The organism is Helicobacter sp. MIT 03-1616, from assembly GCF_000765685.2.
In the GTDB taxonomy this organism is placed as follows: domain Bacteria; phylum Campylobacterota; class Campylobacteria; order Campylobacterales; family Helicobacteraceae; genus Helicobacter_C; species Helicobacter_C typhlonius.
Genome location: NZ_JROY02000003.1, coordinates 145,362 through 158,393, shown reverse-complemented (window position 1 = coordinate 158,393; position 13,032 = coordinate 145,362). Strand labels below are relative to the sequence as shown.

The following is a 13,032-nucleotide window of genomic DNA, read 5'->3' as shown; positions in this document are numbered from 1 at the left end:
TTAGTGTAATTTACGTTGGGTAACCTCGCTATCCCGATTTGCCTTTTTTTCAAGCCCTTTTTGAATCTTTTCGATTTTTGTATCAACTTTTTTGGTTTGTGAATGAAAATACCACATCACACCCCCGCCAATCGTAATAGCAAGAGGTATAAGTAGATATGGGTGATCTTTAAACCAATCAAGCACGATAAAAATTTCTTCGCCAAAAATATAGGTTAGCACAATAGTAATCGCCGCCCAAACCCACGCTGAAAAAAGATTAATGATAGCAAACTTAAGCGCACTATAACGCGTAGTGCCAATACTCATAGGGATAATAGTCCGCATACCATACATATAACGTTGAATAAAAATAATAGACCAACCATACTTTTTAAGCAATAAATGCGCAAGAGCAAATTTTCTCCGTTGAGAAGTAAATTCCTCTTGAATCTTTTTGCGATTGAATCTCCCGATATAAAAATAAATTTGATCGCCTACAAATCCACCAAGCCCAGCGACCAAAATTGCTATAATGAGATTCATTTTGCCATCGTGTGTAGCAAGTCCAGCAAAAATGAGCCCCAACTCTCCCTCTAAAATGCCCCAAAAAAACAAAATAACATAACCCCAATCTTCTACATATTGATTCCATAAATGTGTAATAAACTCTTCAAGTGAGAATCCAGAGCGTTTATATAGCACAAAAAGTGCGATGGCAATAGCAATCACCAAGCCCCACACCAAAATACGCTTTGGTTCATTCTTTGCGTATATAATTGCCTTCTGTATGAGATTCATTACTTGCCCTCATATTCTACGATACTAAAGACTTTTGTATAAGGCATTAGCTTTTTCTCGCCCTCTAAACCCTTAAGATTTATCACAAATGCTGCCTCCACACAGGTTGCACCCATAGATTTTATGAGCCTTACACTTGCTTCTGCTGTTCCGCCTGTGGCAATTAAATCATCGACAAGCACCACCCTTGCATTCTCTGCATTTCTAAAGGCATCTATATGCATCTCAACTTCATCAAAGCCATATTCAAGGCTGTATTTTTCACTCACTGTTGTATATGGTAACTTGCCTTTTTTGCGTATAGGAACAAAACCCACGCCCATAGCATAGCTAAGTGCCGCTCCAAAGATAAAGCCGCGCGCCTCAATCCCGGCTACAAAATCAATTTTTTGTCCCTCGTAGCGCATTTTAAAAATCTCTATCACTTCACTAAAGGTTTTTCTATCCCCTATAAGCGTGGTAATATCACGGAATATAATGCCCGGCTTTGGGTAATCATATATCGCGCGTATAGAATCTGCTATGTGCTGATTATTCATTCTTTCTCCTTTATTTAGATTCTAAGCCTAGAGTAGTGCCTCGATTTTTTGCTCTAGCTCCTTGATACGCGCCTTGTATTTATCCGTCTCAATTCTATATTGAGAGTTACGCGCCTTAAGCACTTTCACTTCATTTTTTAGAGCATTCATTTCTTGTGTCAAAATATCTATATTTCCAAGTGCTCTTTGAAGTTGTAGTTGATGTTTGCGTATAAGAATCTCCGCCTCATTAAGTGTAAGTTTCATAGAAGCGGAGGTGCGTTCCTCTTTTTGTGCCACAGAGCGATAAAAAAAAGTCCGCACAATCATATATAACACAAATAAAATAAATCCCGTTAAAAAAAACCATTGCGTAATTGAAGTTCCTATTGCGTGCATTGTTCCCTCTCTTTCAGATTCTAAAACTATCTTAGAATACCTAGTTTTTCCACGCGCATAAGATGCCTGCCACCCTCAAACTCCGTGCTAATAAACGCCTCGAGGATTGACTCCACCTCTCCCACACCACTAATGCGCTCCCCCATACATAGCACATTTGCATTATTGTGCGCACGCGCCATTTTTGCCATATACGCATCGGTGCAAAGTGCAGCGCGGATATGTTTGTAGCGATTAGCAGCAATGCTCATTCCAATTCCACTTCCACAGATAAGAATCCCACGAGAAGATTCTAAATCTATCGCCTCACACACCTTTTGCGCAAAATCTGGGTAATCCACCCTATTTTCACTCTGTGGCGCAAGATCAACAACTTTAAATCCCCTCTCTTGTAAAAAGGCTATTACAAAAGCCTTTAGTTTGTATCCCGCGTGGTCTGTGCCGATAAAGTAGGTTATCTTACTCATTATTTTTCCTTTTCTATTATTTTTTAGAATCTTTAGCGCAATGCCTTAAAACCATCGCTTCTTGTTATTTTGGCATTGCTTCCCTCATCATCTCTTCTAAACCCTCCACACTCTTAAACATTCTTTCCCAACGAATTGTATAACGTCTGCTCTTATCCTCATCAGCCCCCGATTCTTGGCTATTTGCCTTATTGATACTAAAGTATATAAACCACGGCTGCCCGATGATGTTTTTATAAGGCACACTCCCCCAAAAGCGTGAATCTAAGCTATTATTGCGATTATCTCCTATCATAAAAAACTCATCATCAGCCACCTTTATGTAATACATATCATTATCAAGCCGCATCATCGCAATGGGTTTCCTACCGCTTTTCATCGTGGTATAGGCGATATTTTTATCCTCAATAAAAGATTCCAAAGGCTCATCGTTATAAACCCTACTCCACAAATCGCAGCCCTCCTCCATATCGCCGATATTCGCGCCAGTCATTCCCTCCTTACACACTTTTTGGTAAAGTTTGCCATTTTCATCGCTGTAAAAATACTCGCTAAATGGTGTTTTATAAAACACGCTATCATAGTGAATGCCCGGATGTCGCCCCATATAGGGATTTTTCACAAAAAGTTTGCCTAATTTTTCTACGACAATATGCCCAGAGTAATGCTCCCTCACATATTCATCGCCCTCAAATGGGTGTAAGTATAAACCACTCTCATCAAATATCACTTCATCTCCACCAACCGCGAAAGTGCGTTTGACAAAGTAAGTTTTTTCTATGTGCGGTGGGATAAACACTACAACATCGCCTCTTTTTGGACGCTCACCCTCGAACAAATGCCCATTACCCTTGAAGTCAGGCAAAACATTAATTTCAAGCCAAGGAATGCGCGGTATAGGAATCCCATAGCTAAATTTTTTCACAAATAAAAAATCACCCTCAAAAAGTGTGCTTACCATAGAGCGCGTAGGAATCACAAAGGCTTGCATAATGAAAAATATCAGCACGAGCACGATGATAATAGTCCCCGTCCAGCTTGAAGTAAAAGCCCATAATTTGCTAAAAAAATTCTTCATCTTTATCCTTCGTTTATTGTTGTAGCTTTAGTCTGTATCGTGCTGCTTTGTAAGTGTTTTGCAAAAGTGTAGCAATTGTCATAGGTCCCACACCACCGGGCACAGGAGTGATATAGCTTGTCTTTGGTGCGACATTTGCGAAATCCACATCGCCAACAAGTGCGCCGGATTCTAAGCGATTAATCCCTATATCAATCACAATCGCGCCCTCTTTTACCATATCCGCGCTAATCAAGCCCACCTTTCCCACGCCCACGCATACAATATCCGCATTGCGCGTATAAGCCTTGACATCACGCGTAAGAATATGACAACAGCTCACACTCGCTCCTGCGTTAAGCATAAGGCTTGCAAGCGGCTTACCCACGATATTGCTCATACCCACAATTACTACATCTTTACCGCTTAGCTCTATATCATAGGCTTTAAGCAGATTCATCACCCCTAGCGGCGTAGCGGGGACAAAGCCATCAAGCCCCGCGGACAACCGCCCAACATTAAAGGGATTAAACCCATCAACATCTTTTTTAGGATTAATCGCCTCGAGAATCTTAGAAGTTTGGATATGTTGAGGAAGCGGGAGTTGGACAAGGATTCCATCAATATTTGGATTATTGTTAAGAATCTCAATCACAGAGAGTAACTCGTCCTCTGTGATGCTTGGAGGCATTTCGTGTGTTACAGAGTAGATTCCCACGCGCTTGCAAGCCTTTGCTTTCATCTGCACATAGGCACAACTTGCCGGATCATTCCCCACCAAAATTACTGCTAACCCAGCAGTTACACCATTTTGTGCGAGTGCCTTAATATCCTCGGTTAATGCTTTTTCTATCTCTGCACTCAAAGATTTGCCATCTAGCAATGTCATTTTAAGCCTTTGTGATTGTCGTTTTGCTATTATAATACAAGATTTTAAAGAAATTTGATTGAAGCGAGGATTTATGAATAAAAAGCTAATTTTGCTTGTAATTTTAGGTGCATTGTGCGCGAATGACGAAGATATAGAGCTAGATTCTATAAGTGAGAATCACAGCAAGAAAGAATATACTAGTAGTGAATATGGCAAGAATCTCTATGAAAACCCACGAGGCATAGCGTGCAATAAATGCCACGGCGATAAGGGCGAGGGTGCTATTATCGCGCATTATAAGCATAAAGGCGTAGAAAAATCCCTCCACGCCCCACGCATTAACAACATCGAATTTAGTGCATTTACCAAAGCCCTCAACACACAAAAAGGCGTAATGCCAATTTATTACCTTACCGATGAGGAAATTACTGCTATTTATATGTATCTCTACCGCCCGTAAAGTCGGTGTTTAAATAGATTGCAAAACTTACTTAGAATCTACAAGTAGCGCAATTTTAATTTTATGCACGAAAGCGCAATACTTTAGATTCTCTTTATTGCCTCACGCAAACGCCATTTTTTCAGCCCTTGCTAGAAGCTCTCTCGCACCCTTTTCAATGAAACTTTTAGCGAGATTTACACCTAGATTCTCACTCGCACTTATATTATCAAGTCTCATTGTGTCAAAAAGAGAATCTGTAATCACCTCACTCCCATTAGGAAGCCCCACGATAGCTTGAAGCGAAAGCACATTACCGATATATCGCGCATACACACCTATTGGCACTTGACAGCCGCCCTCTAGTGTGCGCACAAATGCCCTCTCCGCACTCACGCAAAGCGCACTTTGGGCGTGAGAGAGCTTTGCAATATGAGAAACATATGGAGAATCTTCGCGCATTTCTATCCCTAGCGCACCTTGTCCCATTGCGGGTATCATAAACTCCAGCGGCACGATGTAGGGCGCATCTTTTGTGCTAATCTCTAAGCGATTAAGTCCAGCTTGAGCGAGTATAATCGCGTCAAATGTGCCATTATGGAGCTTTTCTAGCCGCGTTTGCACATTACCGCGCACACTTAATGTATCCAAATCCCCGCGCATTTTTTGAATCTGCATAGAGCGGCGCAACGAAGTCGTGCCTACCTTAGCACCCTGTGGCAAACTCTCTAAATTGGGATATTTTACACTCACAAAGCAATCACTCGGGTCTTCACGTTCTGTAATTGCAACTAAACCAAGCCCAGAAACAAACTCCACAGGCACATCTTTCAGGCTATGCACAGCTAAATCAATCTCACCGCTTAAGAGCATTTCCTCCAATTCTTTTGTAAAAAGCCCCTTGCCACCGATTTTTGCAAGTGGCACATCAAGGATTTTATCACCGCGCGTTTTAACAATCTGTATGCGAGATTCTAAGCCACATTCATCTTTTAGGCGAGACTTAATGTATTCCGCCTGCCACAATGCCAACACACTCCCGCGTGAGCCTATCACAAGCTCTTTTTGCGAATCTGCCATTTTTAACCCCTTTATTAGTGATTATTTCTAGCTCACTTTATAGATTCTAAAATCTGCGCCACCAGCACATCTTTATCCGCACTCGGCATTTCTTGTCTTTCTAAACCTTCGCGCTTAATAAACTCGATTTTACCCTCATTTAAACCCTTGCCAACAATAAGCGCGTGATTAAATCCTAACAGCTCAAAATCTTTCATCTTTGCGCCAAATCGCTCATCGCGCTCATCAAGTAACACATCAATACCCTCTTGTTTTAGCTTTTCATATATCTGCCTTGCGTATTCACTCTGTGCGCTATCTTTAATATTTGAGATGATAATTACCACTTCAAAAATATTCACTTCCTTGCTCCACACACAGCCTAACTCATCGCTTTTTTGCTCCAAAATCGCTGGTAAAATACGCGAGATTCCAAAGCCATAGCAGCCCATAATAAAGGGCTGTGCCTTGCCATTTTCGTCCAAATATTGCGCATTCATCGCACGAGAATATTTATCACCGAGCTTAAAGATATGTCCCACCTCTATGCCTTTGGTATAATGCAGTCTGCCCCCACATTTAGGACATAAATCCCCCTCTTTTGTACTTGCCAAATCCGCGTATTCTAAATCCGCAAAAGTGCTTAAATCCACACCCACAAAGTGATAATCCTTTTCATTCGCCCCGCAAATAAGATGTTCTGCATCTCTTAAGCTCTCATCAAAATAAATATGCTCCGCTTGGGTAATGTGGCGCAAACCATACGCGCCGATGAATCCCGCACTAAGTCCCGCCTTTTCTATCTCCTCCACGCTCACATCGACTAGCTCAAGATACACATTTGCGCGTTTATTAATTGCATTTAGCATTTTTACTTCCTCGGCTTCATCATCGCCACGTACAAAGAAAAAGGCTAAATCCGCACTTCCATCGGCTTTAAGTGCCTTTTTTACAATAGCCTTCATTATATAGAATCTATCAACTTTAAAAAACACACTCACAGATTCTATTGTCTTTGTATCTGGTGTGTGAAATCGCGCAAACTCTGCCTTTGGTGGATTGCTATCATACTGCACTTCCTCTGCGCGTGGTGAGGTGCGTTGCGCCCTTTTACTTGCCTCAATATTTGCGCCATAATCACAATTTTGACATACGACTATCGTATCCTCGCCACAAGGTGCTAAAACCATAAATTCCTTACTGCCACTCCCGCCAATTGCACCAGAATCCGCCTCTACGATTTTAAAATCCACGCCCATTCTCTGCAATATTCTTTTATAAGTCTCCTCCATCGTATCAAACTCTCTATCTAAATCCTCATAAGAGCTATGGAAGCTGTATCCGTCTTTCATTATAAATTCTCGCCCACGCATAAGCCCAAATCTCGGGCGCAATTCATCACGGAATTTTGTGTGAATCTGATAGAGATGAATAGGTAGCTGTTTATAGCTTTTCACGCCACTTCGCGCAATATGTGTAATCACTTCCTCGTGCGTAGGTCCTAGCACAAACTCATTATCTTTCCTATCCACAAAGCGCAAAAGCTCTCGCCCATACTTCTCATATCGCCCAGATTCTCTCCATAGCTCCGCGGGAGTTACAAAACCCATTAAAATCTCTTGCGCACCACTTTTATCCATTTCCTCTTTGACAATAAATCGCACCTTATCAAGTAGTTTTTTCCCAAGCGGCAAGAAATTATAAATCCCGCTACCAATCTGCTGTATAAATCCCCCACGCACAAGGTATTGGTGGCTCTTTAGCACCGCATCTTTTGGCGATTCCTTAAGCGTATTGACAAAAAGTTGTGAAAATTTCATAGCTTTCCTTTAAAAAGTAGTGTCTTTCTCACATTTGTAGCCATTAAGCATAATGATTTCATCATTAATATCAAACATACTCTTCATTACCTCTATCACAGGGTCGCCGTGGTGACTCTCACTCGCCTGTCGTAAGCGCATTGTCGGCTGATGAAGAAATGTATTAAACGCGTTATGTAAAATTTTCTCTACATTATCGCGATACTCTTCGGGCAAAAACCCTTTCTTTACCGCCCTATCAAGCTCTTTAAGCGCGGACTGCTTCGCTAAAAAGCGTATATGCTTAATCACAGGCTCAACGCTCAAAGTCTGCAACCAAGTAAAAAAGTTTGATGTGAATCTCTCCACGATTTTATGTGCCTCTTTCGCGCTTTCCTCTCGCGCATTTTTATGCTCCTGCACCACCTCTTGCAAATCATCTACACAAAATACCGACACATTTTCATCATTCAAAGATTCTATATCACGCGGCAGGGCTAAGTCGAAGAAATACCGCCTTTCCTTGTTTGACACTATCATATCTTTTGTAATAATATAGCCCTGCGCACTTGTCGCGCTAAAAAGCAAAGGAAAGGCATTCACAAGTTGCGGGAGATTTTCATAAGATTCTATATGAATCTTATCTGCTCCAAGCTCCCCACTCAAGGCTTTTGCATTGTATAATGTGCGTGAAACAAGCGTAATCTTTGCTTTCATATTCAACAAATGCTTACAGACTAAGCGTCCCATTTCCCCACTGCCAATCACCAAAACCGGTAAAGATTCTATATATTGTAAATCTTCACACAATTTTTTATGCGCCATAAACACAGCAGTAGAGGCGATTGAGACGCTATTAGCCGAAATATCTGTTTCCTTTCGCACACTCGCTGCACATTTAAATGCAAAGTGCATTAAACGCGTCATATCTTTCGCACACAGAGCGTTATCAAAGGCAAGTTTATACGCACTTTTAAGCTGTCCGGTAATTTGTGTCTCACCAACAACGAGACTATCAAGGCTTGAAGCCACACCAAAAATATGATAAATAGCATATTCATTGAGGCGCAAAAGTGCAATTTCCCTCACTTGTTCCACAGGCAGAGTGCTTGATTTTGCAAAACATTCAAAAATATGCTCACGCGCACTTTTTCTATCGTGCATACTCACATAAAGCTCCACGCGGTTGCAGGTGCAAAGCAAAACACTCTCTCTAATCGCATCACACGCATTAATCTCGTGCAAAAATGGCACAATTTTTTCTTCTTTCACACTTAATTTTTCGCGCATTGCTATATCTACTTTTTTATGCGAAAAACTCACAACCATATACTGCATTTGCATTTTTTCCTGCATAGTAGCCTCCTAGAATGTGCGATTAAGCATTTGTGAAATGATTTCATTAAGTCTTTCATTACCCTCAATGGCAATGGCTTCAGTCGCCTTATTCGCATAGAATCTCGCTTGAGCTAGGCTTTTATCTATCACATTATGCTCTTGCATTTTGATTTTTATCCACATTTCTTGCTCACTGCTTAGATTTACACCACAATATGAGACTAAAATCTCCTTTTCCTCATCATTCAAACACTCGTATAAATCCATATAGGGCAAAGTCGTTTTACCCTCTTTAAAATCGCTCATCGAGGGTTTTCCAAGCATTTTAGAATTTTGGGTAATATCAAGCACATCATCAATAATTTGAAAAGCTATGCCGAGATTTTCTCCATAGATTCTATAAATATGTTTATTAAGTCCCTTTAAAATCGCTCCACACTCCGCCGCAGCGACAATAAGTGCAGCGGTTTTATCCGCGCACATACGAATATAAGATTCTCTATCGGTATGAAATCTCGCAGACAATCGCACATCTTCAATCTCGCCCACAGACAAGCGCACAACCGCAGAGGATACGCTTTGAGCTAATTCTACATTTAAAATACTTAACTCATTAAACGCCTTAGAATACAGCACATCGCCGAGCATAATAGCGTTTTTATTGCCAAAAGTCGCGTTAATTGAGGGATTGCCCCGCCTTGTTTGTGCATCATCAATCACATCATCGTGCAAAAGTGAGGCACTTTGAATCATCTCAATAAGCGCGCACACCCTCAACGCGTCCTCATTGACATCGCTAATGCTAAGCAGGAGCTTACTGCGAAGCATTTTGCCCTGACTCAAATGGCTATACATCGCATTGACTTCGTCATTCCCGCACTCTTTGACATAGGTATGAATATATGCCTTAATGCGCTCACACGCGATTTCTATATTCACAATACCTCCTTGTTGTTTTTAATTTTGTTTCATACAAAAGCAACACCTTACAGATTCTAGTTACCCCGCATCTTGCTCGGTAGATTCTGAATCTTGTGCCTTTTTCTTACTCGGCGAAATGCGCTCATCAAGCACACTCACGCCCTGCCCCTCGATATAAAGTTTCAAATATGCCTTTTCCTCTTTATTGATAAATTCTTTAAAAAACATCACCAAATGCGGAGCGGCTCTTTTTTCTGTGGAGTTACCAAGGAGTATTTTATAAGAATTGCGCTGATAATCAGTATAAAGCACCACCTGATGATTAAATTTATCATAACGAATATGAAGCACGAGTCCATAATTTTTATAAAGCGTCCAGCGAAAGAGCAACTCTTTTTGCACATCACCCACTTGAAATGTAGCCTGATAGGTTTGCTCCTTTTCTAGCTCTAGCTCACGCTCCCACGCCCAAAGTGGTACCGAAGCCTGCAATACACTAAAAAGCAAGAAAGGCATAAAAAGAATAAAGTAACGCAAATGTAAGAAACTTATCTTTTTGTTATTCATAATTACCCAATATTTTTGCCATAGAATCTATTGCAAGATTATTTTTTGCAGCACTTAAAATCTCTTTGTTCGCCTCGTCAAAATAATACTGCTTGAAAGCAGATTCTATATCGATATTTTGCGCCTCCAAAAGTGCCTCATACACTGCCACACGCTCGAGCAAAGCTTCAAGCTCTAAGCCTACCAATGTGGGAGAAGCATTCAAAATAATCTCTTTCCATTTATCTAATGGTGTGCCCTCAAAAAATATATCCATATTTAAACCTTTATTTTGTATTGATTTTTCTTATATCATCTAGGCGCACCAAAACCGCTTGAGCGTGTGCGTTAAGCGATTCACACTGGGCTAAAAGTGCGCAAGATTCACCCACCTCTTTAAGTGCATTTGATGAAAATGAAATAATAGAACTCTTTTTCATAAAATGCTCCACACCAAGGGGTGAGAAAAACCGCGCACTGCCACCTGTTGGCAATGTATGATTAGGACCTGCGAGATAATCCCCGATGGGCTCACTCGAATATTCCCCTAGGAAAATTGCCCCCGCGTGTTTGATATATGGCAAAGATTCAAAAGGTGCATTTGTGAGAATCTCCAAATGTTCGGGCGCAAGGGCATTTGCTATCTCTATACTCTCTCCTAAATTGCGTGTTTGTATCATTACAGCGCGGTTGTCTATACTCGCCTGTGCGATTTTCACACGCGGTATCGTTGGCAGAATCTCATTTATGTGCTTTTGCACAGATTCTATAAGCGAAGCACTATCGCTTATAAGAATAGAACTCGCCATTTCATCGTGTTCAGCTTGTGAAAGCAAGTCATAGGCGACATAACGCGGATTTGCACTAGAATCCGCGATGATACCTATCTCGCTTGGACCGGCTATCATATCGATATTGACATCGCCAAATACAAGCTTTTTTGCACAAGCCACATAAATATTGCCCGGACCGGTAACTACATCGACTTTTTTAATCCCCTCACAACCATACGCCATAAGCCCTATGGCACTTGCACCGCCGATTTTATACACCTCGGTAATCCCGCATAAATGCAAAGCCGCAAGTAAGAGGGGATTAGGCTCATTATGTGGTGCTGGAGTGCAAACAACAATCTCCCTTACCCCCGCCACAATCGCAGGAATAGCATTCATTAAAAGTGAGCTAGGATAAGCTGCCTTGCCACCGGGGATATATAGACCCGCGCGATCCATTGGCGTGAGCTTTGAGCCAAGTATGCTTCCACTCTCCTCACAATCAATCCAGCTTTTTGCCTTTTGCTTTTGGTGAAAAGCGTAGATTCTATCATAGGCAAGGTGTAGGGCGGATTTAAGCTCAAGCGAGAGATTATCATAGGCTTGTTTGCACTCTTGCGGTGGAATGCAAATATCTTTAAAATCTCGCGCTTCCCACATATCAAAACGTGCAATGTGGGATTTGAGTGCCTCTAAACCATTTTGGACTATATCATCAAGCAAACCCTGCACGACCTTAGAGACCTCTTTCATATCCATTTTGCCACGAGCAAGGAGTACCTCAAAGTCAGTTTCAAATGTAGGCGAGCGTGTATCAAGGACTTTCATCATTTTCCCCATAATTAAAAAAGTAAATTAAAGATTATATACAGCTACTCTAAACAAACTCATCACAAGGCGCGTGAGTTTTTATTAGAATCTCACGCGCCTTGTGATATTTTCCATATACAATCAAATATAACTTAAATAACTTTGATAACATCATCGGTGGTAAGGCGGTATATCCACGAATGATAGAAGTTTTTGCAAAAGCAGATTCTAAAATGAAAGTTTTTGATGATCTTTAGAATCTACGCTCTTGCTTGGTAGCATTATAGAAATGTAGATTCTCAACTATCCTAGCTTAGCAGCTTGGTTTATATTTTCCCCGCACTACCAAGTATGCCCATTCGCTCTACCATAACCTTTGTGATAGATTCCATAGCAGGAGCAAAAAATTTACGCAAATCAAACTGCGTATTATCGGTATTTGCAACCCTTCGCACCTCTGCGATAAAGGCGATACGCAAATCTGTGTCAATATTGATTTTGTTAATACCACCTCTAATGGCTTCTTTGAGGAAGTCAAAAGGCACACCCTTGCTTCCTTTCAAATCACCACCCGTGGCTAAAAATGCCTCTCTCACATATTCAGGAATAGAACTCGCGCCGTGCAATACGAGGGGGATATTTGTGCGTCTTTTCACTTCCTGCAAACGCGCAAAATCAAGCTTTGGCTCACCCTTAAACTTAAATGCGCCGTGGCTCGTGCCAATAGCCGGAGCGAGATAATCCACCTTTGTAGCCTTTACAAACTCCTCAGCCTCATCGGGATTAATCAGCACCGCGTCCTTTTCGCTCACAGAAATATTATCCTCAATCCCCATAAGCCTACCTAGCTCCGCTTCCACGCTCACGCCCTTAGAATGCGCGTATTCTACGACTTGCTTTGTCGTTGCAAGATTTTCTTCAAAGGGATGATGTGAAGCATCAATCATCACAGAGGTAAATCCCGCATCAACAGCCTTTTTACAAGATTCAAAACTTGTGCCGTGGTCGAGATTAAGTGCCACAGGAATATGCGGATAACGATTGGCTAGAATATTCACCATTCCCACCGCCATATCAATCCCCATATACTTTATCGCCCCCTCACTCGCTTGAACGATGATAGGTGATTTAGCCTCATTCGCTGCCATAAAAATAGAATTAAGCATTTCAAAATTCACAAAATTGAACGCCCCAACGCCATAACCTTCTTTATGCGCCTTAAGTAATATTTCACTACCGCTTACGAGCATATCTC

The 13,032-nt window shown here is 41.4% G+C and carries 15 protein-coding genes; 1 reads left to right on the top strand and 14 read right to left on the bottom strand.

Translation table 11 applies throughout. The features are described from left to right. From LS67_RS03225 to folD, 6 genes are all read right to left on the bottom strand, one after another. Positions 1-780, bottom strand: a complete 780-nt coding sequence (locus LS67_RS03225) for a DedA family protein (protein ID WP_052082157.1) — start codon at positions 778-780, stop codon at positions 1-3. Beyond that, positions 780-1,319, bottom strand: coding sequence for an adenine phosphoribosyltransferase (locus tag LS67_RS03220; protein WP_034327193.1), 540 nt, complete (start codon positions 1,317-1,319; stop codon positions 780-782). The genes LS67_RS03225 and LS67_RS03220 overlap by 1 nt, the downstream gene beginning before the upstream one ends. Before the next feature lie 27 nt (positions 1,320-1,346). Further along, on the bottom strand, positions 1,347-1,697 hold the full coding sequence (locus LS67_RS03215; RefSeq protein ID WP_034327191.1) for a membrane protein: 351 nt from the start codon (positions 1,695-1,697) through the stop codon (positions 1,347-1,349). 26 nt (positions 1,698-1,723) lie between these two features. Then, on the bottom strand, positions 1,724-2,164 hold the full coding sequence (gene rpiB, locus LS67_RS03210; protein ID WP_081951479.1) for a ribose 5-phosphate isomerase B: 441 nt from the start codon (positions 2,162-2,164) through the stop codon (positions 1,724-1,726). Between the two features lie 64 nt (positions 2,165-2,228). Continuing rightward, positions 2,229-3,242 (bottom strand): signal peptidase I, encoded by a 1,014-nt coding sequence (lepB, locus tag LS67_RS03205; protein WP_034327190.1) that lies wholly within the window; start codon positions 3,240-3,242, stop codon positions 2,229-2,231. A gap of 13 nt (positions 3,243-3,255) precedes the next feature. Beyond that, the gene (gene folD, locus LS67_RS03200; RefSeq protein WP_034327189.1) at positions 3,256-4,110 is read right to left on the bottom strand and encodes a bifunctional methylenetetrahydrofolate dehydrogenase/methenyltetrahydrofolate cyclohydrolase FolD; all 855 of its coding nucleotides are present in this window, start codon (positions 4,108-4,110) and stop codon (positions 3,256-3,258) included. 73 nt (positions 4,111-4,183) lie between these two features. On the opposite strand from folD, the gene LS67_RS03195 reads away from it, so the two are divergent. Next, on the top strand, positions 4,184-4,552 hold the full coding sequence (locus LS67_RS03195) for a c-type cytochrome (protein WP_034327188.1): 369 nt from the start codon (positions 4,184-4,186) through the stop codon (positions 4,550-4,552). A 102-nt stretch (positions 4,553-4,654) separates the two neighbouring features. Here LS67_RS03195 and hemC read toward each other — a convergent pair whose 3' ends face one another. The 8 genes from hemC to LS67_RS03155 all read right to left on the bottom strand — a co-directional run bounded on the left by hemC (position 4,655) and on the right by LS67_RS03155 (position 13,027). Further along, positions 4,655-5,611, bottom strand: coding sequence for a hydroxymethylbilane synthase (hemC, locus tag LS67_RS03190; RefSeq protein WP_034327187.1), 957 nt, complete (start codon positions 5,609-5,611; stop codon positions 4,655-4,657). Positions 5,612-5,643: 32 nt separating this feature from the next. Then, positions 5,644-7,410 carry a proline--tRNA ligase gene (locus LS67_RS03185; RefSeq protein WP_034327186.1) on the bottom strand — a complete coding sequence of 589 codons (1,767 nt, stop codon included), beginning with the start codon at positions 7,408-7,410 and terminating at the stop codon, positions 5,644-5,646. 9 nt (positions 7,411-7,419) lie between these two features. Next, complete coding sequence (gene hemA / locus LS67_RS03180) at positions 7,420-8,745, bottom strand: glutamyl-tRNA reductase (RefSeq protein WP_052082156.1); 1,326 nt, start codon at positions 8,743-8,745, stop codon at positions 7,420-7,422. A gap of 9 nt (positions 8,746-8,754) precedes the next feature. Continuing rightward, entirely contained in the window at positions 8,755-9,666 is a 912-nt protein-coding gene (locus tag LS67_RS03175; RefSeq protein WP_034327185.1) for a polyprenyl synthetase family protein, read from the bottom strand. Between the two features lie 60 nt (positions 9,667-9,726). Beyond that, on the bottom strand, positions 9,727-10,215 hold the full coding sequence (locus LS67_RS03170; protein WP_052082155.1) for a hypothetical protein: 489 nt from the start codon (positions 10,213-10,215) through the stop codon (positions 9,727-9,729). Further along, positions 10,208-10,471: a DUF2018 family protein gene (locus LS67_RS03165; protein ID WP_034327184.1), complete on the bottom strand. Its 264-nt coding sequence runs from the start codon at positions 10,469-10,471 to the stop codon at positions 10,208-10,210. Before LS67_RS03165 ends, LS67_RS03170 begins: the two co-directional genes overlap by 8 nt. 10 nt (positions 10,472-10,481) lie before the next feature. Next, a complete protein-coding gene (hisD, locus tag LS67_RS03160) occupies positions 10,482-11,795 on the bottom strand; it encodes a histidinol dehydrogenase (RefSeq protein ID WP_034327182.1) in 1,314 nt (437 codons plus the stop codon). 308 nt (positions 11,796-12,103) lie between these two features. Next, the gene (locus tag LS67_RS03155; protein ID WP_034327180.1) at positions 12,104-13,027 is read right to left on the bottom strand and encodes a class II fructose-bisphosphate aldolase; all 924 of its coding nucleotides are present in this window, start codon (positions 13,025-13,027) and stop codon (positions 12,104-12,106) included. Between the last annotated feature and the right edge of the window lie 5 nt (positions 13,028-13,032).